The organism is Bacillus salitolerans (assembly GCF_042680805.1).
Taxonomy (GTDB): Bacteria; Bacillota; Bacilli; order Bacillales; family SA4; genus Bacillus_CJ; species Bacillus_CJ salitolerans.
In genome coordinates this window covers 100,408-122,193 of the sequence record NZ_JBHUEM010000005.1, presented here as the reverse complement: position 1 = coordinate 122,193, position 21,786 = coordinate 100,408, and the positions used below count along the sequence as shown (strand labels likewise).

General features: G+C 35.7%; 22 protein-coding genes. 21 read left to right on the top strand and 1 reads right to left on the bottom strand.

Features of this window, described 5'->3' with window-relative positions; translation table 11 throughout:
- Positions 1-62: 62 nt before the first annotated feature.
- Positions 63-554, top strand: coding sequence for a helicase HerA domain-containing protein (locus ACFSCX_RS06580; RefSeq protein WP_377927376.1), 492 nt, complete (start codon positions 63-65; stop codon positions 552-554).
- Positions 555-612: 58 nt separating this feature from the next.
- On the opposite strand, the gene ACFSCX_RS06575 is transcribed toward ACFSCX_RS06580, so the two are convergent.
- On the bottom strand, positions 613-891 hold the full coding sequence (locus ACFSCX_RS06575; RefSeq protein WP_377927375.1) for an HU family DNA-binding protein: 279 nt from the start codon (positions 889-891) through the stop codon (positions 613-615).
- A gap of 402 nt (positions 892-1,293) precedes the next feature.
- On the opposite strand from ACFSCX_RS06575, the gene ACFSCX_RS06570 reads away from it, so the two are divergent.
- The 20 genes from ACFSCX_RS06570 to ACFSCX_RS06475 all read left to right on the top strand — a co-directional run bounded on the left by ACFSCX_RS06570 (position 1,294) and on the right by ACFSCX_RS06475 (position 21,738).
- Positions 1,294-2,622 carry a hypothetical protein gene (locus ACFSCX_RS06570; protein WP_377927374.1) on the top strand — a complete coding sequence of 443 codons (1,329 nt, stop codon included), beginning with the start codon at positions 1,294-1,296 and terminating at the stop codon, positions 2,620-2,622.
- 11 nt (positions 2,623-2,633) lie between these two features.
- Entirely contained in the window at positions 2,634-3,557 is a 924-nt protein-coding gene (locus tag ACFSCX_RS06565) for a CpaB family protein (protein ID WP_377927373.1), read from the top strand.
- A gap of 27 nt (positions 3,558-3,584) precedes the next feature.
- The gene (locus tag ACFSCX_RS06560) at positions 3,585-4,280 is read left to right on the top strand and encodes a hypothetical protein (protein WP_377927372.1); all 696 of its coding nucleotides are present in this window, start codon (positions 3,585-3,587) and stop codon (positions 4,278-4,280) included.
- Positions 4,281-5,093 (top strand): hypothetical protein, encoded by an 813-nt coding sequence (locus ACFSCX_RS06555; RefSeq protein WP_377927371.1) that lies wholly within the window; start codon positions 4,281-4,283, stop codon positions 5,091-5,093.
- A 1-nt stretch (position 5,094) separates the two neighbouring features.
- On the top strand, positions 5,095-6,975 hold the full coding sequence (locus ACFSCX_RS06550; RefSeq protein WP_377927370.1) for an ATPase, T2SS/T4P/T4SS family: 1,881 nt from the start codon (positions 5,095-5,097) through the stop codon (positions 6,973-6,975).
- Between the two features lie 2 nt (positions 6,976-6,977).
- Positions 6,978-9,026, top strand: a complete 2,049-nt coding sequence (locus ACFSCX_RS06545) for a hypothetical protein (protein WP_377927369.1) — start codon at positions 6,978-6,980, stop codon at positions 9,024-9,026.
- 40 nt (positions 9,027-9,066) lie between these two features.
- Entirely contained in the window at positions 9,067-9,513 is a 447-nt protein-coding gene (locus tag ACFSCX_RS06540) for an ABC transporter permease (RefSeq protein ID WP_377927368.1), read from the top strand.
- A gap of 10 nt (positions 9,514-9,523) precedes the next feature.
- Positions 9,524-9,898: a hypothetical protein gene (locus tag ACFSCX_RS06535; protein WP_377927367.1), complete on the top strand. Its 375-nt coding sequence runs from the start codon at positions 9,524-9,526 to the stop codon at positions 9,896-9,898.
- Positions 9,899-9,912: 14 nt separating this feature from the next.
- On the top strand, positions 9,913-10,464 hold the full coding sequence (locus ACFSCX_RS06530; protein ID WP_377927366.1) for a hypothetical protein: 552 nt from the start codon (positions 9,913-9,915) through the stop codon (positions 10,462-10,464).
- A complete protein-coding gene (locus tag ACFSCX_RS06525; RefSeq protein WP_377927365.1) occupies positions 10,451-11,428 on the top strand; it encodes a hypothetical protein in 978 nt (325 codons plus the stop codon). Before ACFSCX_RS06530 ends, ACFSCX_RS06525 begins: the two co-directional genes overlap by 14 nt.
- A 107-nt stretch (positions 11,429-11,535) precedes the next feature.
- Positions 11,536-13,005 carry an S-layer homology domain-containing protein gene (locus ACFSCX_RS06520; protein ID WP_377927364.1) on the top strand — a complete coding sequence of 490 codons (1,470 nt, stop codon included), beginning with the start codon at positions 11,536-11,538 and terminating at the stop codon, positions 13,003-13,005.
- A 6-nt stretch (positions 13,006-13,011) separates the two neighbouring features.
- Positions 13,012-16,413 (top strand): DUF5704 domain-containing protein, encoded by a 3,402-nt coding sequence (locus ACFSCX_RS06515; RefSeq protein ID WP_377927363.1) that lies wholly within the window; start codon positions 13,012-13,014, stop codon positions 16,411-16,413.
- Positions 16,414-16,514: 101 nt separating this feature from the next.
- Positions 16,515-16,799 carry a hypothetical protein gene (locus ACFSCX_RS06510; protein ID WP_377927362.1) on the top strand — a complete coding sequence of 95 codons (285 nt, stop codon included), beginning with the start codon at positions 16,515-16,517 and terminating at the stop codon, positions 16,797-16,799.
- Between the two features lie 148 nt (positions 16,800-16,947).
- A complete protein-coding gene (locus tag ACFSCX_RS06505; RefSeq protein WP_377927361.1) occupies positions 16,948-17,226 on the top strand; it encodes a hypothetical protein in 279 nt (92 codons plus the stop codon).
- A gap of 52 nt (positions 17,227-17,278) precedes the next feature.
- Positions 17,279-18,331, top strand: coding sequence for a GGDEF domain-containing protein (locus tag ACFSCX_RS06500; protein WP_377927360.1), 1,053 nt, complete (start codon positions 17,279-17,281; stop codon positions 18,329-18,331).
- 366 nt (positions 18,332-18,697) lie between these two features.
- Positions 18,698-19,513, top strand: a complete 816-nt coding sequence (locus ACFSCX_RS06495; RefSeq protein ID WP_377927359.1) for an endonuclease domain-containing protein — start codon at positions 18,698-18,700, stop codon at positions 19,511-19,513.
- A 469-nt stretch (positions 19,514-19,982) separates the two neighbouring features.
- Complete coding sequence (locus ACFSCX_RS06490) at positions 19,983-20,333, top strand: hypothetical protein (protein WP_377927358.1); 351 nt, start codon at positions 19,983-19,985, stop codon at positions 20,331-20,333.
- 303 nt (positions 20,334-20,636) lie between these two features.
- Complete coding sequence (locus ACFSCX_RS06485) at positions 20,637-21,200, top strand: hypothetical protein (RefSeq protein ID WP_377927357.1); 564 nt, start codon at positions 20,637-20,639, stop codon at positions 21,198-21,200.
- Between the two features lie 28 nt (positions 21,201-21,228).
- Entirely contained in the window at positions 21,229-21,444 is a 216-nt protein-coding gene (locus tag ACFSCX_RS06480) for a hypothetical protein (protein WP_377927356.1), read from the top strand.
- Between the two features lie 12 nt (positions 21,445-21,456).
- Positions 21,457-21,738 carry a DUF5983 family protein gene (locus tag ACFSCX_RS06475; RefSeq protein WP_377927355.1) on the top strand — a complete coding sequence of 94 codons (282 nt, stop codon included), beginning with the start codon at positions 21,457-21,459 and terminating at the stop codon, positions 21,736-21,738.
- The last annotated feature ends 48 nt before the right edge of the window (positions 21,739-21,786 follow it).

Here is a 21,786-nt window from a genome sequence, read left to right as displayed (position 1 = left end):
AAGACACATGTTTTATGTGTGGGAGAAAATCAATAAAACAAGTGAAAAGGAGGTACATATAGATGAAAAGATTTACTAAAAATACTATTAATACTGTAGCTGAATCAGCATTGGAAAAAAGGAGTACAATTATTGTTGAGGGAGGAGCAGGTAGTGGGAAGACTTATTTTGTGAAAGCTCTTCTGACTAAGAAAGCTAAGGAGCCGAAAATAGCTATTGTTGATCCTGACAATGAATATAATGATATGTTAGGACAAATAAACAACATATCACTATTTAATGGTTCTGTATTATCTAAAGGTCCAGAAAAACCATCTCTAACTGGTTATGATCTTGTTGTGATTGATGAAGCCATGAAATATGAAGTAAGTTATTTAAAGTATCTCCAAGAACACAATACGAATATTATTGCGATTTTTCAAGAAGTGAATCAAAAGGAGTTAATGATATTAGGTGACTATGTATCTGTATCAATTAAACCTAATAAAATGATAGTTAAGGAATATCAATTGATTGACGGGCGGTATAAAAGTTCAGTCGTATCTAATATATAAATGAGAAACCTCTGTTGCATAGAACATGCATCAGAGGTTTTTACATTCGAACCGTATATTAACCTTGCTTGATTGCTTCCTTCAAGTTTTTGCCAGGAGCGAAGGCTGGTACTTTACCTGCCGGGATTTCAATCTCTTCACCTGTTTGTGGGTTGCGTCCTTTTCTTGCCGATCTTTCACGCACTTCGAAGTTACCAAAGCCAATTAAACTAACTTTATCACCATTCTTTAAAGCATCTAAAATGGTATCGAATACAGCATCCACCGCTTTAGTCGAGTTCGCTTTCGATAGTTCTGTTTTCTCTGCTACGCTGCTTATTAGTTCTGTTTTATTCATGTTATGTATCCACCTCTCATAAAATCCACAACCCTGAAGGATTGTTGTACCCTAGTTTTACCACACACGCACACCAGTTCGCAACACGTATTCGTTTAATCCTACTATTTAATAGTGCATTATCTTTTGATACTCATAGAAAATAAGGGGAGATAGAGTGTAAGAAAACTATTGCAAGTCATAAGGTTGTTTGTTATTATTGTCATTAGAAAACACTCTTTCTAAAGTTTTGAACCTTGTTAAGCTTCTTGCTTTAGAAAGACCCTTAAATTTAATAACACTAATTGGGAATTCCCCAAATTTGCATGAAGAACAATCCATTAGGAATTGTGTCTTTATTTTCGTGCAACTTTGGGGAATTCTTTTTTTTATGCATTTTTGCAAAGGAGGTATTCCAGGTACATGAGACAACGTGTTTTATTATCTGTCGGGAATAAGGAATTGAGTTTGATCATACGAAACGCTTTAAAAGAACACCCTGACCGCTTTCTGGTAGTAGAAAAAGAAATTTTCCATCAAGACTTTATTTTAGACATAACGGAAGAAGAACAGCCGGATATCTTATTGCTGCATGACTATTACCTTTCTTCCAACAAGGAAACAACGGAAGAACGAGAAAAAAGTTGGCTATCCATCTTCTCAAGACTCCGTGAAACCTACGACAATGATATACGTTTTGTCTTTTTGTGTGAACGAGAGACACAAGATCCGTTCTTAAGTGAATTGGTAAGTCGGAATGTTCTAGACATCTTCAACTCCAATGCGATTGATAAACAGCAATTGGTAGACCAGCTCTTAGAAAAACCACGGTATTCCAATGTGTCTAAGTTTGTAGATAGAAAGGACATGAAAACTCGAAATGTTCGACTGTCTCAAGAGGAATTAATAGAGGAATTAAGCGATGAAGAAGATACTGACACGGGTTCAATCGAACATGTGAACGATAAGCCTACAAAACAGGTATCTAAAGAAGCCTTCTCCGTCATCAATGAGGATGAGTTTAATGTCCCCATTAAAGAAAAGGTCATCATCCAAGAACGATTGATAGGCGCAATCTTTATCGGTGTAGCGGGTGTTGAAAGTGCAACAGGCTCAACACATTTATCTCTCTTATTGGCTAACTTCCTTTCAAAAAAGGGACTTCGAGTAGCAGTCTTAGAAGCAAATAAATCGGAAGACTTCTTTGAAATTGAATACGCATATGAAGGTGGTAGAGGGTATACCTCCGAGGAAAGTAAATTTGTGATAGAGGGCATTACTCATTACAAATCAGTAAAAGGAATGAACATAGCCGATATTGTTCACCTATACGACTTTATCATTTTAGATATTGGCAGTATTGAAAAGACCGTTTTTTTTGAAGAGTTTTATCGTTCACATATTTCAATCGTAACCGCTCATGGAAGTGAATGGCGAAGAAAGAGCTTACTAAAGTTTTTGCAAAAGCATCACGAAAAAGAGCATCAATCGTGGAAAATTGTTGTCCCTTTTGCGGACTCATTGACCCTACATGATTTGAAGAAAGAAACAGGATTGTCCATCTATTCTTTGCCAAGTCATCCAGACCCTTATCAAGGTCAAGCTGATACAGACCACCTTTTAGAAGAGATGTTACAGGGTTATATACCTAAGAAGAAACGACAGGTAGCAACCAGTAGCAAATGGATCTATGCAGGTGTTGCAGTATTGGTTATTAGTTTAATCACATCATCATTATTCTTTTTTAGGTGAGAGGAGAACATATGAAATTACGCCAACGAACAAAAAATCTACTTTTAGCTGGGGGAATTGGGGCCGTTGTGGTCGGACTGATTGCAACAGGTATTCTTTTCTTCATGTATCAGCATTTAGAAAAATCAGAAGAAGAACAAATCAAGCAGTATGAAAAGGAACTTGGTGAATTAAAGGCTTGGGCCAAAGAACAGGAGCGAGGATACGTTGTAAATGTGGAGGTTCCTCCTGGTACACAACTTACAGCAGAAATGCTAGAAGAAGTATTACTTCCAGAAAAGACAACAGCTGAAAACATTTTAACGTTTGAGGATGCGATTGGGAAATATGCGAAAGTACATTTAACACCAAAGACCCTTGTAACCGGAAGTGTTGTTTTTGAAGAGGAAGTCACACCTAAAGACTTAAGAAGTGCGGAATATAATTTCATCATCTTACCTTCCAAGTTAAAAAAAGATGAATTTATAGATATCCGTATTCAATTTCCAAACGGTAATGACTATGTGTTGTTAAGTAAAAAGAAAGTAAAAGACTTAAATGAAGATGTGGTACACGTTGAGATGAAAGAAAGTGAAATTTTAACCATGTCGTCAGCCATTGTGGACGCTTACTTAGAAAATGCCATCATTTACGCATTAGCTTATGTAGATCCATATATTCAAGAACCATCCATCGTGACCTATCCATTAAAAGAAAATGTGTTGCAACTCATTACATCTAGTCCAAACATTATCAACGTTGCTGAATCAGAACTACGAAGTAGAGGACGTTCTATTTTAGAGGGTAACTTACAGGCAATGTCAGAAGAAGAAAAAATGAAATATTCGGCTAACGTGGAGGAAATGAAATTAGAAAACTCATTTACAGGACCTGCATCTGATGAAACATCTGAGCCGCTAACACAAGAAGAAGTATTTTCAAGTCCATTAGAATAAGCGCACAACATAGAAAGGAGCGAATTTATGAAGAGAGTGTTGTTCTTAGGAACGAAGGATAAAAGTGATTTAGTTGTCTATATAGGTCTCATTCTTCGAGAACTCGGTTTTAAAACGCTAATTGTGGATTCATCCATACGAAAAAAATATTTCAGGACCTACACCAATATGGAACACAATCCATCCTTATATGATTTTTTTGGAGTCGATATCATTAGCGCTACCAGTGAAGATGAGTTAAACCAAGTACTTGCTACATACGAGCAAGAGCCTGAAAAACCCTACGACGTCTTGCTGGTTGATATGTATGAGGTTTCAGAAAGTAAGGGTTGGCATGAGTTTGATGAACGATTTTATGTAGGGAATCAAGAAAAAATTTCATTGATGGAAGATGCAGAACTACTTATGAAATTTGTTAAGCACTATCCAGACCAATCTCAACTTAACCGAATCGTGTTCACTCTTGATAATCAAATTGAAAAGACTTACTTTGATCAACTCATACATGAGTCGGTAAAGTGGGGTGCCTGGGACTATGAAGTGGAGTATAACGAATTTGACCAAATTAACCGAATTCAAATGCAATACGCCATGAGGCCCACCTTCAAGAAATTATCGAGAAATTATAAAAAACTATTAAGTCGTCTAATTACGGCTCTAATCGGTTTTCACGAAAGAGATTCATTGAAAGCTATGAAACGATTAAATAAGGAGGGAAAGTAAATGAGTACTGTTTCATTTTGGTCACCAACAAACGGACAAGCTACAACATCGAATTTAATCTTAGTCGCATCTTTACTATCGGCAGAGTATGAGTTGAAAACAATGATGACTCAAACTCATGCACAATCAACGCTAGAATCAGCATTCCTAACTTCTTCACAAGGAAGCATGGTAGATTTTTCGGATAGTGGGATTGATGCACTCGAGCGTTTAGCACGAAGCAATCGTTTAACACATGATAAGGTAGCTAACTACACTAAATCGGTCTTAACAAATCGCCTTGATTTATTAGCGGGAACATCAAAACCTAATTTTGTGAAGTCAGAAAGTATACATGATGTACTGGAAACAATCATTGAAGCGGCAAAACGTTACTATGATTTACTCCTAATCGATGTTAATAACGGAACTGATCACGAGCTTGCAAGTAAAGTCCTACAAAAATCAGACTTAGTGATTGTGAATCTTACTCAAAATGTGAACGTCCTTGACCAGTTTTTCTCGAAGGATATCGAACAATTACAAGATAAGAAGATGTTACTGGTCTTATCTAACTATGATGTAGATTCCCGCTATTCAGAAAAGAACATTCGTAGACGTTATCATTGCAAGTCACCTATTCTTACGGTTCCATACAATACCGACTACCGAGATGCTTTCAATGATAAGAAAGTGCTGGAATATTTCTTACGTGCCAGAAAACAAAAGGCTGCCAATAACCATTTCTTTGTCAATGAAGTTCGAAAACTAGCAAAGGAAATCCTTAAGCTTTCTGATATTGAGATGAACGATGAGATCAGAGGAGTCTCTTAATATGTCGTTTACTCTTAATCTAACAATCATTTTTATTCTTCTTCTGTTTTTCCTACTATTTATGTCCTTAAGGTTAGTGGGTACGAAAGACAGAGATAGGAAGAAAAAAAAGAACAAGATTGATGAGAGCCAATACACCATTCCGGCCCTCATTGATTTTGTAAAGACATCGTTAAATCAAATCACCAATTCGAACTTATATGACTTAGGCTTATCAGAAGATGAATTTAATCGAAGACAGAAAAAGCGAAAAGAATTGCTTGCAGCTTTGCAAGAATGTAATACAGGGAGTGTAAGTGCCAAGCTGTACGTTACAGAGTTTATTTTTGATTTATTAGCACGAAGTTTCTCGTTCAATGAGCAGACGGCTAACTTATCCATTCCTTTTCATCAACCAAGTAAATTAACACATCAAGATAAATTTGATATATTGCTGCATCTATATAAAAAGCAATATGGCTATGAAGCACTTTTGAAGCTTATCCTAAAATACAATCTCAATCTTCCTAAAGTCATTGATGACGAAGAAGGCGTGTACATCATCACACCAAAAGAGATAGAGGACATCTATGATAGGGAAATCGCACCAACTACCTTATCAACAGAAGATAAACTAAAAATTATCACTCAACGAGTGTACTCTCAGTATCTAGGGTTTGGACCAATTGATGAGATAAGAGATATGGACATTGATGGAATAAGCGGTGGAGTAAACGGATTGCCTTCTACGTATAACTCGTATGACGATGAAATGGATCTGGTTCACTGTTTAAAGAAAAATCCAAGTAATGTCGATTCTGTATGGATTATGCTACGGGGGAAAACCATTTATTTATCCTTTTTATCTTTCGGAACGGAAGCAGAGTTACGAAGAGTCGTTCAAACCGTGTATAAACACAATAGACCTGGACAACTTTCCGAAGCACGTCCTTACATTGTGAATACCATGGCAGATGGATCCCGTGTTGTTGTTCTACGTCCGCCATTTGCAGAGTCATGGGCATTCTTTATCAGAAAGTTTGATTTACCTAAAGCTTCACTACCTCAATTGATTGAACATAGAAACAGTAACCTACCGATTTCATTACTAAAGTTTCTTATGGCTGGTTCACGCACTACGGCAGTAACTGGTCAAACAGGAGCGGGTAAAACAACCTTATTAATGGCATTAATTAAGTATATTCACCATGATTATGAATTGCGTATTCAGGAAATGGCGTTTGAGTTGAACTTGCGTAATTTATATCCAAGGCGAAATATCGTTTCATTCCAAGAAACACATAGTGTAAGTGGACAAGAGGGATTGGATGTATCAAAGAAAACGGATGGTACTGTAAATATTCTGGGGGAGGTTGCCACTGATCCTGTTGCTGCTTGGATGATTCAAGTATCTCAAGTGGCATCCGCTTTTACATTGTTTACTCACCATGGAAAGACATTTAATAAACTGATTTCATCCTTACGAAACTCTTTAATTAAAACAAGTATGTTTTCTAATGAAATCCTTGCAGAAGAAGAAGTCGTGAACGCCATTCACTTTAATATTCATTTGCGAAAAGATCATAGAGGAGAACGATATATCGAACGTGTTACGGAATGTATCCCGCTTGAGAAAGAAGTAACAGACTATCCTACAAATTGGGTAGGAAAAGACTCTTTATCCGATAAGATAGATGCTTTTATGGAAACTGCAACGGAGTATTTTCGAAGAAAAACAGATAAGCGTACCTATGTATCTCGAAACATTATTGAATTTCGTAACGGGGAATATGTGGCGGTTCATCCGATAAGTGAAGAACAAATTAAAGAAATGTACCATTCATTTACTGACCGACACAGAAAAGAGTTTGATGAATTTATGAAAAGATATTGGGGTGAGTAGAAGTGACATATGAACTCATAACGGCAGCTGGAATTTTAGGAGCTTTATTGTTTTATTTTCTGTATCTATTACTAGATAGAAAGAGTCCTCCTAAAAGCAAAGACGCATCTACTTTAATCCCAAGAGAAAAGAAATTTAAACAACAATATTCAAAAGTCACTCAAAAATCCTACATAGGATTAATCCGAATCCCCATTCTACGAGGGTATATTCGAAAAATACGCCTACGTCTAGAAACGGTAAGTGCTTTTGATGAATATAAGCTTCGTCAGGAAACAATGAAAATCGTATTTGTGATTTTAGGGAGCTCAGGATTCATCATCCTACTTAGTTCACTCTTAAGTCGTAATCTTCTATTCGTCTTTTTGATTATTCTGGCCGTTATGTTTTTAACAGATGTACTAGAAGATGTTTTCATTCATCGGCTAGAAGATCGACTGTTAAGACAATTAAAGGATTACATTGCAGAAGTTCGCCATCACTTTCAGCAAACAAAGATGGTTGACCAGGCTATTTATGAAGCGACGTTAGTAGCTCAACATGAAGTAAAGATACAAACGGAGAAAATATACGACATCCTTATCTCGGCTGAACCACGATTGATGTTGCGTGCATATGAAGAAGTTGCACCTAATCGTTTCTTAAAAGCCATTGCGGGAATTAGTGTATTGGTAATGGAGCAAGGCGATATCATAACTTCAAGAGGGTCAGTATTTCTAAACGCTCTATCGAATCTTACAAAAGAAATTAATTATGAAGTTTTACGAAGAAATAAATTAAGTTATGTGCTAAAGGGATTGAGTATGATCTCATTACTTCCTGTTTTCTTTACTCTTCCCTTACGAAAATGGGCAATCACTTACTTTCCAGTGATGGAACCGTTTTATAATAGTCGATTTGGGTTGATTTCGCAGATTTTGTTATATGCAGGTGTATTGCTTGCCTATTCATTAATTCGGAAAATGCGAGAAGTAAATGAGCTTAAATACAATGCTAGGTTGAAAAAAAAGCTGTGGGAAGAGTGGTTCCTTCAATTCACACCACTACGTGTCCTAGTTCTTGCATTTACACCCAAGTATTATAAGCGACAATACCTACATTATAAGTTGTTGTTGAAGGAAGCAAATGCGCCTCTTAAATTGGAGTGGTTATTTTTAAGAAGACTACTGCTGGTACTGATTTCATTTCTTTCAGTTTTAATGTTTTTCATGTATAGCCATATCAATGCCAAAATCAATGTACATGGAATTACAGATACAACTATCATGATGGGAAAATTAACACCAGATGAGGTTATAGCTCTTGAGAATGAGCGTGAGTTTGATATTCAAGTCATGAATCATTTTAAGGGGGTGAAAGAAAAAGCATATCAAGAAGTCGCTTTGGTAGTTTCAGAGCAGTTAAAGAGAGAAACAACGGATCAAGTAGTGATTCATACAGCTAAACGTATCTATGACAAGATGCATATCTTAGATTCTTCTTATCTTCGGTGGTGGGAACTATTACTTTCTGCATTTATTGGATTCTTAAGCTACCATGCTCCAGTTCTTGTACTTAAATTCCAGGCTTATATGAGGAAAAAAGACATGGAGGAAGAGGTCAATCAGTTCTACACCATTATACAGATCCTATCGGAATTTAAATCTGTTTCGGTTGAGGAGTTATTAGAATGGATGGAACGTTTTAGTGTTGTGTTTAAGGAACCACTACGACATGCATTGCTGAATTATGATAGCGGAGCAGAAGAAACACTTGAGCAACTTAAAGAGGAAGTTTCATTTGCACCATTTACTCGGATAGTGGACCGCTTACAACTTTCGGTTACCAGAATAACCATAAAAGATGCTTTCGATGATTTGGAAATTGAAAAACAATTCTATATCGAACAACGAAAAGAAAACAATGACCGAATTATTAAGGAAAAAGAGTGGTGGGGGAATCTATTAGGAATGGCACCTTTGTACATACTCATTTTCCTCTACCTCGTCATACCAATGATTTATATCAGTCTTTCCAACACGGGAAGTCTTATGTCTCAGATTACTAACTAACTAGTCTCAACTAGTAACATGAAAAGGAGTGTTTAAAAACATGGATAGTGCAAAACAAGCATTATTATTAGGAGCTGGTTTATTTTTAACCATCGCTTTAATCACACTAATGGTCACGATTTTTGGTACAGCTTCAAACGCAGGAAAAGCAGCACAGAATGAATTTACTGGTTTACAAACGGAATTAGCTGAACAAACCTTTCTAGTATATGATGGGACGGTTGTAACAGGATCACAAGTATTGAGCGCTTTAAATAAGTTTGATGGACATACCGAGTTTGGAGTTATGGTTCAAACAGGACTAAGCACAGCCTGGTATTATGCAAATGCGTCTAACCCGAACTCATTAACAGCAGCAACCGCTTCAACTATCAATACTAAAATACAAGGTTCAACGTATTATATCAATCCATCTGGAAAGTTCAACGCAACGATTGTTCGTGATAGCAATGATGTTATTAAAGCAATTAAGTTCGTGCAGCAGTAAGTAGGTAGTTATGACCATCAATAAAACGATGTTATTTGCGGTGGCGGTCACATTTTTTCTTGTGGCTGCTACCCAAGCTATCACTACATTTTCCACGTTGGATAGGGCTTATGACAATTTGTTAGATTTAGACAGCCGAAAAGGTCTTACACAAAATACAATGATTCCAAAAGAAGAGATTACCTACACAGGGGCAGAAGTCGTTGATCAATTGTATCAAATCCATGATATTGGTGTTCCCATTATCATTGAATCGACCACATTTCCTAGCCATGTAGATATTACATCTACCAGTTTTTCGATGATTGATTTAAACCATGAATATAAACAGGTCATAATTAGAGATACACAAGGGAATATAACAGAGGTTCACTATAATAGGTAAAGGGGGAAATCGTTTTGAATACATTACAAAAGATGTTTGCATTTATTATAGCCGTTTTATTACTTTACATTGTTCCCTCTTTATTCTCCTACTTAAACCAAGACGAATTATCAGAGAAAATCTCCTATCCTGCAGTTACGACATTTGTAGATTCAGTGAGAAACAAAGGATATGTGAGTCCTCAAATGTACAATGAGTTTGTGGATGAAATCAATCATGGTACATATGTTTACGATGTTCAACTACTCCATCAATCAAAAGTGTACAACCCCGTTTATACGGACCCGACCAATCCCTTAACGTTTCAAGGAACGTATAATGTAGACTACGAAGAATACTATACAAAGCAAATACTAGAAGTCCTGTTTCCGAACAACACGCTTCCAGATGATGACCCAAGCCGACTCTATAAAATGCATGTTGGAGATTTTTTTAAAGTCGTGATAAAAAACAAAAATCGTACAAATGCCACCGTTGTTAAAGACTTCCTAACCTTTGGAATGACTGGAGATCCTACCGTTATTTATATACCATATGGAGGAATGATACATAATGAAGATCATTAACCTCTCGATTGTGTTCGTCATGATGTTATCTCCTGTTATTTTTGGTTTAAACTTAAAGGAATCAAGAGTGGCTAAAGCTCAGCAATTAACCACTCAATATAAAATGGCATTAACAGCAGCTGTACAGGATGCTTCATTTTCTCTACTTCAGAATGTCGAGCAAGAGGGAGAGAGCTATTATTTTTCCCAAAAGTTTGCAAAGACGAATAATGATGAAGCCCTTAAAACCTTTTTTCATTCCCTTTATATGAATTTCGGAATTGACCAGAATCCGGTTGCCCAGGGGGTCTTACAAACCTATATTCCCGTTATCTCCATTGTTGATTATGACGGATTTTTTATTTATGCATTTGATGATTACACCAATAGTAACGGAATGATTGAAACGAAGCATCTACCAAGACCGAAAATACCATTTGAATATACTGACGGACAAGGCAATATCATCTCCTTTACTTTAGATGAGTGGGTAGTTGCCTATGAAGCATCTACTCAAAAATGGCGAGAAGGGATGAGAAGTGAAGTAGCGGTAGAACTTCCTTCTATTTCTCTATTACAGAATCCAGCCGAGTTTGAACGAGAAAGACGACAGGTGATTCTTTCTAAGATTCAAGAGCAACTAGAATACTACATTAATAGACATAACACCTACGCGAAAAGATATGGGATTACCTACACATTTACACTTCCGGTCTTAAGTCAAGAAGATTGGGAGAATACGATTGATGATATTGGCATTATTTCATTTATTCAAGGGTACCCGCTTGGTGGAGGATATGAATTCAATAACTTTGCATTAGGTGGAAGTCGTATCGCGAAAAAGCCTGTCATTATTGGAACAACCATCGGTGGTGTGAAATATTACTACCGAGAAGATTGCGGTCTATCTCACCCTGTCGAAGAGATCTTATATAGCCGAAAAGAAGCTGCATCAAAAGGTTATTTTCCATTAAAATGCGACTAAAAAAAGCTGTATTTATATGATGGAAAACATTTACAAACCGCGCTGTATATAGTATAATCTAATTAGACGTATATCTAATTAGATAAAAACGAATAGGAGTGGACGGTATGAAAAAACAATTAACAGCAATCACATTAAGTCTAGGATTATTAAGTGCAACTTACACGAATGTATTAAGCGAAAATGCTTTTGCACAACAGCAAGAACAAGTACTGTCATTTAGTGATATTCCAGAGTCGTATTGGGCATTTAAAGAGATTCAGTACTTGAAGGACAACGGAATTGTAGAGGCGTTAGAGGGGAATAACTTCATGCCAAATGAAGTAGCAACTCGTGGTAAGACTGCAAGGATGCTAGTTAAAGCATTAAAGCTAGATACAAACGTTGGAGAGGTTCGTAAATTTGATGATTTAAAGTCAACACATCCTGATTTTGATTACATTCAGACTGCTGTAAAAGCAAATATTTTCAGTGGGAAAGATGATGGAACATTTGGAGCAGATGATCCATTAACAAGAGCACAAATGGCAAAGGTAATTGTCAATGCTTTTAATTTACAAGGATATTCAAATAAGGATTTTAAAGATATACCAAAAAGTGATTGGGCTTACTCCTTCACAAGTATTTTACGACATAGTGGGGTAACAACAGGCTATGAAGATAATACATTTAAACCAAATAACCCCAATTCAAGAGCTCAATTATCAGCATTTATCTATCGTGCCTTAACAAATGAACAGGTGGATGTAATTCCAACGACTGATTACAAAAAAATGTCTTTAGAACAATTACGTGAAACATATGGTGATTATAAAATCCTGTATAGAAAGATTGATGAAGAAAAGGGAATAGATGAAATTGTAAAAATTGATATGGTCGAGAGATTATATAACTATTTACTCTCACGTCCAAACACAGAAACTACACCAGAAGAATATTTAAAACAGCATAATCAAGGTTCTCTATCCGAAATGGGTCAGTTCATGGATGATAAGTATCCTTATTATGATGTTTTTGTAATAGGGGAAGATACATTTGCAGATCATCCTGAAACACAATGGTTAAAAACCAATTATGGAACAACTCCTATAAGGCAATTAAAATTATTCCCTGATAAGTATTACTATCTAACATTTGATTATCAAAACTTTGTAAACAACATTCTTCCAACAAGACCTAATAGTGAAGACGGTGTATTAATTGATATTCAATTAAAATCAAAGCATTTTCCTATCTATACTAAGGCTAATATTACAACAGATGAATTTGCTACTAAATCTTATAAAGTAAATCAAATAGATATGATAGATGGTTATTCTTTGTATAAGAACTTTGGAAATGTTGAATTAGAAGCTTCAAGGTTAGTTATTGAAGTGAATGGACATACCTTATCACTAACAAACGGAGATAAACAAGCAACTCTGGATGGAAACACGATTCAACTTTCCGTATCTCCTGAAATTCAGAATGGAACAATGTATGTGCCAGTTCTTGAGGTTAGTAATAAGTTAGGACTGTACACTCGTAGTATTAATGAATTTTTTAGAATTGAAGTTTCAAATCAAATCATAAGGTGATTATGAGTGAAAATTTATAAGAAAAAACTAATATTTTTTGTTTTAATGATTATATTAATTGTTCCCTTATTTAAACCTTCACACACTCAAGCATATATAGGTGTGAGGGTTTTTGAAGGAGCAGTCGCTAGTGACAAAGAGCGTACCGGGGTATTTGGTTCATTTTTATATACAGACTATCTACCTGGGGACAGTGCTGGATATTATTATATGAGAAATAACCATATTAAAGTCAGTGAATACCTAGGAGGAGCTTCGAGTTGGAAGACTCCTCTTCAAATTGGTCCATATGCACCTGAGACAGTGATTGGCGAAACTATGCATCTAACAGGACAAGTTGTTTCAGTTGCAGGTTATTCCATAGTTGATAGTAATTCTTCAACAATTCAAGCATGGACATACGTTTTTAATGGGAGTGAACCTCATGTTATAGGGAACATTACAAAACCTACAATTAGTTGTGAGGATGACCGTCCAACATATGGAGGATGTGACAACAAAAGAATCCCAATGACTTATCTTGGTGATATAGCAAAGCTAAGTGGATCAGCAATTAAATTTATAAGGGAGGACCCTGTATATAAACCCAACGGAGAGATTTCACATTATATTGGTATTGTTCATGCAACTGTCTCAGAATTCCCTTTTATCAATTCAGTAACCGTTCCAGCCACAGTAACAGCGGGATCTCCTGTAAACATCCAAGCAGAAGCCGAAGAATACTCTATACCGACTCAAAATATTCGATATGAAATTAAAATTACGAAGCCTGATGGTTCAACAGATACAGTTTCAGGAACATCATCAAGTGGTGCAGATAATGGACGACCATATAACGGTAGTTCCACAAGCACGAAACATTCAATTTCTGCATCCAAAACTTATAGCCAAGATGGTACGTATACAGTAAAAGTTTTAGCTTGGGATGGTGTAGAACGACCAGCTACTGAGAAAACTGCAACCTTCACCATTGGAAGTGGGGGTTCAACACCACCACCAGGGGGAGGATCTGGAGGGGCATGTTCACCTGTTATTTCAAGTCCTTCAGCTGGAACAAGTATAACAGGCACTATGTTACTACCTTCGGCAACAGGGTCAATCAGAGCAGATTCAAGAGGTAGCGAACGATTCGATGTTTCACAAGGGATTCCTACGAGTGAAAGCTTATATGCGAATGCACTTACGAAAGATTATCTATACAAACACGATTTTGCACAAATGACGGGTACAGTTACGTATACGGTAAAAGTGAAAAAAACGTATAACCTAACATGGAAAGAAGTTAAGACGACGCCACCTGTACCACCCGCTACTGAACCAACAACAACCGAAACACCTAAGAATTCAACGGAAGTAGTAGAACAAACTTATACAGTAGAGAGACCATATTCATACTGGCAAATTAATAATCTAGAAGTCTATGGTTTGCAGAATGCTGTCTTAAATAATTATGCGTTACCAGGTGGAAGTGTTACGTTATCACCAAATGGCTATACAGCACCTACGGTCGACGCAGTAAATAGTGATGATGTTAATCAACACGTATTTCCTTCGGATTGTGACAATATTGACTTAGGGAGCGAAACAATCGATGGAGGGACTTCTCAACCATCTGTTCCTAGTGAAGATTGGCAAGGTGATGCGGAGGGAGCTGTCGGACAAAATGAAGTAAAGAACGATAAAGTGATTTTCAAAGGTTCTACGATTATGAGTGATGCAAGAGTAGTAGAAAATGGACCGAATCCAACTTCAATACCCGCTCCTACTACAATAGGTTCAAATGTTCTCTATCAGTCGGGACTCATGATCAGTAGTTCAAAGCAGAATGCTGCGAATACACCTAGTAATGGAACGGTTAACTATAACTTAATTAAAGGAATTAAGGGAGGTTCGCCTAAGTCCTTCCCAATATCGGGGATAAATACAGTTACGGTTCATACCCCAACGGTAAGCTATACGAATGTATCCGACGATTCAACGCATAATCAGAGAACAACACCGGATTACTCAAGGCGAGCTGTTATCTTAGATCGTCCATTTACGATTAGTATGCCGACGAGTGGGCAGCACCGAAGCATACCTGGTTATGGTAATAGAGACTATGCTAAGTACATCGAACGAAAGCAAGTGTTATTCCCGTTTGATGTATATGAATCAAGTGGGGGAGTGAGAGGAACGTTCCACCGAGCTAATTCGTGGATAGAGGTTCCAGTCGCTCAAACATCAAAGGAATTTTTCTTACCTGTTTGGGTAAACGAAGGATCCTATGATGGATATTTTAGAGTGTTTGCTGAAAATAGTCCTTCGAGTGGATTTACGACAGAAACAAATGCAAATACGATCGTATCCAACCATGTCGCAACTAAAACGATTCCTCTTGATGTCATAGGCCGCGTCTTTGATTTCCGTGTGACTGATATTGCAGATTACAATTGGGAGAATGTGTTCCGAGCAACACCAAGAAGCCCATCTCATAAAGGGAATCATTATTGGGTTGAACGAAAGGACATTGATGGGAATTTACGTGGGAATGCACTTCCTTACACGTTACCTATTTTACCTGGTAGTCACCCAAGCTATCCAAATGTTTCTGTAAAAACAGGGTATCACTTTAAGTTTGATTTAAAAACAAAGGGGAATATGTTTTCCGAGAACGATGGTATACGTATTACACCAACTTTCTATTTCGTTAATAAGGATGGTACAGGAAGGCAACAAATTGACCTTTACTATCATAAGAATGATAAGAAGTTTATTAAAATTGGAAGTCCAGAAGATACCGAAAGAAGATATGTCATCTTAGGAGACCGTTTAAGAAATGTGCCACATGCTCAGATTGTGAATACAGCGGATTATATATTCGATCATTATTCCGGTATCTCCACTAGTTCTAAAACGTACTTCATTCAAGACTACTTAGAAAAAACACTAAAGAAAACGTGGGTTGGAAAGTATGATTGGATGATCCTACCTTATGAGGTAAAAACACATATCGGTCCTTTATCAGTACCCGCTGGTGCAAGTGTAAATACGCAGAGAGCCAATGCATCTATTCAACAATGGTACGGTGAGTATTCGATACCACCTTCTGTATATGCGGTGCCAATGGGAACCAACATAGCTGAATACGGCCGGATGAATCGATTATCCGATAAGTCTCCAATCTTTTTAAAGAATGGATATATCATTGTTAATTTCAATATCGAAACCATTCGAAACGGAAATCTAGCAAGCCCACATCTTCAATATATCCATGCACCTTTAACGAATCAGTGGGATCGAGAAGGGTTTCCGAATCAAGTAACGAGTTCGACAGGTCATGTATTTACTTTACGTGATGGAGATATCATGTTCTACCACGGTGATAAGAGCTCTTATGATGATTTTGAATCGAGAGTTACACATTAACGTGCTTAATGCCTCAGCATTGCTGGGGCATTTGTTAATAGATTGAAGTAATAAAGTTCTAATCGGATTTTATCGTGGGAGATTGAAAGGAGAGATGTACAATGAAGTCTATTCATACAGCATTATGGCTTGAAAAAGTAAATTTATCGTTACCCTCTTTTATGGAATATGATTTTATCATTGATGAATTTTCTAGTATGGAACAGTGGGCAGATAGAAGTGAATTAGCCCAGCTTAATAATGAACTAGAAAGTGGCAAATTAAAAATAATTAAAGTGATTTCTAATAAAGAAATCCGGTATACGCATGTCATTCAAGACACTGATGGTTGTTTTTTTGCAGTAATAATAAAAGATGGAGACTGGGTAGATACACTATCCGAATAGCCGAAAATGTTGAAGATATATTTACTGTAATAATGTTTATGCAATCTCAAGAGAGTTGACTGGAAGACTGCAACAGTGGAATTAAAAACCATCTTTAAACTATTGGATATAACATAGTAATAAATATACTTAGAAAGGAGCTATATTAATGAGTCCGAGATATGTCTTGATTTACGAGCCAATTCGATTAGTAATTGAACTTCCTTTAGGGAAAAGCCTTATATCGGAACAGAACTTCCAAGCGGGTGATGGAGAAATTTGTTTCTCATATTTTAGAGTAATTAATAATAGTATTCCTGCAGATATCCATCAAATAATTAATAGCGAGTTACCTAAACAGGTAAAGTGGAAGAAATTTAAAAGAGAGTCACCTTCATTAGCGAGTGTGATTTCTGAAGGATTATTGAATATTGGAGTAAGAGCCTAAGATTAACATTAATTATTGTTCATGTGATTTTAATAAAGAAGGTGAGAGATAGATGAATCAGTTATTCTTTTTTCCAATTTCCTTTGTGGCCATTGTGATCTTATTGATGATATGTATGGGAGTCAATTTATTCATCCGTACCTATAAGAAAGTGTACCTTATTCTGTCTTCCATACTCGTAATGTCTATCATTCCTTTTATATTCATTACAATCGAATTTTATTCTTCTACTCTTGCGATGAGATCGACTGTTATGGCATTATCCATTCTATCACTCTTAGTGATCCTAACGGGTATTCATTATCTGTATAGACAGAATGATAGAAAACAGTTGATACCATTCGGAGTGTTGCTCCTTATAACGCTTATTTTTGCCATATCACCGACTTTCGGGAAACTAGTCTCTTATCTAGTAATGATAGGGTTCCCCCCTTATTTGTTTTGGCAAAAGCGAGAAGAAACAGCAACACCAACTCTTTATGCGGTATCTGTGTTATTCATGACTTTAACAGGTATAGCGGGAACGTTATCCTTCTTAGTCCCATCTAATCTAGCATTTATATTTCTATTCAGTTCCTTCTTATTATTAACTTTTGCGACCTTCTTTCTCCTGTTCTTTGTAAGAGTCGTAGATGTGATGGAAGCAGCTGCCTATTCCTCTATTACTGATGCCTTAACTGGTTTATATAATCGAAGATTCTTTACGAAACAAACCGAGGTAAAAGGGAATGAAGGAGAAATTGGGATTATCTTTTGCGATATTGATAATTTTAAAAAGTTGAATGATACACAAGGTCATGAAGCAGGGGATGAAGCATTAAAGCATGTTGCTAGAATTGCCCAAGAAGTTATTGAAGGGAAGGGGATTGCTGGGCGATATGGTGGAGAAGAAATTGTATTGTTAGTGGAACTAGAAAAAGGTTCGATTAAACGAATTGCCGAAGAATTAAGATCCCGAATAGAGCATGAAACGGTTGTTACCATTTCAGTTGGAATCTCCACGAGTTTAGAAGTCGAGAGTTTACAAGAAGTTGTTAAAAAAGCAGATGAATATATGTACGAGGCGAAGACCACAGGAAAAAATAAAGTGTGTGGAGTACAATAATGTTACAGAAACTTATTAATAACATCCCTTAAAGTATAATAAAAACAGGACTTTAGTGGCTAATCTGGGATTTTATTCTCATACTCTTTCTTATTCTGTTTTTCTTTTCATTCATAGTGGTAATAATATTTCACTTAAATAACACGCAGGAAAATAAACTTTTAATAATAAATTTAGATTAGTCTGTAATTGTTGTGATCTTAAGTATAAAAATACAAATATGAGTTTTTGTGACTAATTAGTAGTTCATATGAATAATTTCATCGCACATGATGACAGCAACAAATTATGCGAAATCTTTAAAAGTATGTTGTTCCTTATTAAATAAATAGATGTCAGATTTATATATTTATATAGAGGCAGTGGATGAGAGTGATAAATAAAAGCGTTTATGAAAATAATATTAAAACTCTTGATAGAACAGAAATAAACAAGAAAGTGAGAACATACATATTGGAGATAGGAACTCCGTTTTCAAACGAAGCTGTAGAAATTACACTATTTAGTGCAAATCAATTAGAAGCATTTCTTGAAATATTCCCAAGTGGAAGCATAAGGGTAAAGGAAACTAGTGACTTTAAGTTTTTTTCACTCCAGGAACTAGAGGAGATTATAAACTATGAAGTTATTGACGAAAGAATAGGATGGGAATTTATAGAGTGCAAGCATACATATGGTTCGGAATTAGAAAAGATTTTAGGTTTAGAGTTAAATTCCATAGGGATAATTTTTTTTACACAAGTAATTCCCTGTCCTAAGAGAGGGTTTAAAAATGACTTTTCCATTTTTACAAGTGATAATCGGAAAATTAATATAGAGGTAGATGGATATTGGCACATTTATAGAAAGAATAAAGATAAGGAGAGAGATGACTATTTACAATCATTAGATTGGACAGTATTACGGTTTGATGAGTATCAAATAAACTTTAAAATGGAGAAAGTTATCAATACTATTGTGAGTGTTGTGTATTGCTTAAATGAAAAATTAGAAGTAAGTGAGGATCAAACTATTTTAGAGTTAAAACCGGTTGAAAATAAATATACAAATATTAGTTTTGAAGACAATGAGGAACATACACAATTTGAGCAGAAACCAATTGAGAAAATGGATATAAATCATACTCCCTCTGAACAGAGACCAGTTAAAAAAATGTATACAAACATTAGTTTTGGTGACTAACTATAGTAACTATCATTTTAAAAAATATAAGATAATAACTTATCAAGAGTGCTAAACTCTTGTTTTTTTATTTTCTACATGTTAATTTGAAATAAAACTAGAATATTCGACAAAAATCTACAAAAAAAGTCGAAGTAATTCCCTTTTCACAGGTAAATTATGACATAATTTTTAGAGGATATATTTTATGATTAGGATCAAAGCATCTTTTTTACAAAAAGGAAATTCCTCATAAGTTTAAAAATCTTTTTATATTTATGAGAAATTTTTAAAGTTTTTCCTTTTTATTTTATTCTCATTTAAGGTAATATAAATTATATATATTGAAAAAAACTACCATATTTTTGAAGAAAAATACTAGAATTTTTCGATTTATACCGCCTAACTAGGGAAAAACACAGTATGGACGAACTTGTTTTGTACTATAAAGTTTAGACATATTCCTAGTTTCGTAATGGAGGTATAGCCAATGAAAATGATTGCTATAGAAATGGAGTTGGAATTTATGAGCCAACATATAGAAGAATTAAAATACTTTATAAAAAAGTCCAGATATATATTAGATGATCAAGTATATGTGGAATTAATATATGTAATGAAAGAAGTATCAACTGCTGAAGAAGACTCTTATGTAAGTGTACTAAGCTCTTATCGTGAACTACCCTTAAATACTCTTTCAAAAGAAACCATTGAAACAATGCAGGACCAGGCATTAGATAGTAGTTATCCATTATCTGAAGGTGAGTTTCAAGAAATTCTTAATAACTATACATCCGAAACGCTTTATAAAGTTTCTGAGGACTGTTCTTTTCCCCTATAATAGGGGATTTTTTATTGTCTTACATCACTACTATCCTGTATAATAAAATTATTAACCTTTTCTTTTTTTTTTTTAGCAATCCTAACGGGATTAGCGGGTATCTATGAAACGCACGTAGCCTCTGGGCTAATGATTTTCAGCACTTTTTTTGTGCTTTATGAAAACATTAGTCTAGGGGCTTTTTTGCGTTTCTAGAACAAATGGGGGGTTAATGAATTAAAACTTTTGAAAGGGTGTTTTCTATGAACAAAGGTAATGTAGGCATGTCAGATTGTCATCGTCTATGCGAGGTGGTGATTCAGTGTGTTTGATATGTTTAAACCACTGAATTCTTATCGACTTACAGTATTTCTCAACGTTCATCCTAAGAAATTACAAGAATACTTAAGAGGAATGAATTTCGTCCACCAGGGAGATAGTCTTCTTTGGAAAGTGGATCATCACGAATTTCGTATTACTCCTTTTAAAAAGTATGGTGATTTCCAAGTCGAATGGGCATATCGCATTTCTTTCAATGGAAGTATAGATGGGGGCATGTACCTACTAGATTTATCCGTGGGATGCTTTAAACCTTCTATCAAAGCGATTGAATATACGTTGTTCGATGAATCTATGAAATTTGAGGATTGGATAAGAGAAATGAGGAAACGACCTTCATTTCTTATGAAGGAAACAAAGGGATTATTTCAAAAAGGGGAGTTGAATTGTGTGGTAATCGATCATGCATTGATTCTCTCTTTACGGAAGAAAACAAGAAAAATTCATCAAGTCATTGAGTGTATGAAAGAGATTGATAAGGTTCGTGATGATTTAATGCCGAACAAAATCGATCTCTTTTCTTTTATGGGAAATGAAGTAGCGGTATAACCAAAACAAACACAGGGAGGAAACGACAATGAGTTTCGGATTATTTTATATTGGTACTAAGCAGGTCAATGTAGTCAGAGATTGTTTTTATCAAGATTCAGAGATTACAAATGCTCTTAATACATTACCGAATAAGGAAACCATTGCAAACGCATTAGAATGTATGGAAGTGAAATTAGTAGAAGGAGTACGTAAAGCTTTTTTGCATAGCAAGTCGTCACTTCTTGCTGAAGTAACTTTATAAGGGAGGCAATGTATGAATATAGTAAAAATGTTACAACTTTCTACATTTCATATAAAAGAAAGTACGTCAATATGGTTAGAGGAACACCAAAGGTATAGTTTGCCTCTAATTGTTTATTCCAAAGCTGAATATGGGTGGTTTATTCCTATTATTAAAGGTTGGAAAGACGATGTTCTACATATACCTGACGACCTCGTTACTATTATCGAATTTGCTGAGGGTGAGGGTATAGAGTGGGTAATGTTGGACAGAGATTGTGATTTAGTTAGTCACTTGCCAATATATCAGTGGTAATGACAGAACATAAAACAAAAACATGCAGGTTGAGGTAGCGGTATTAAT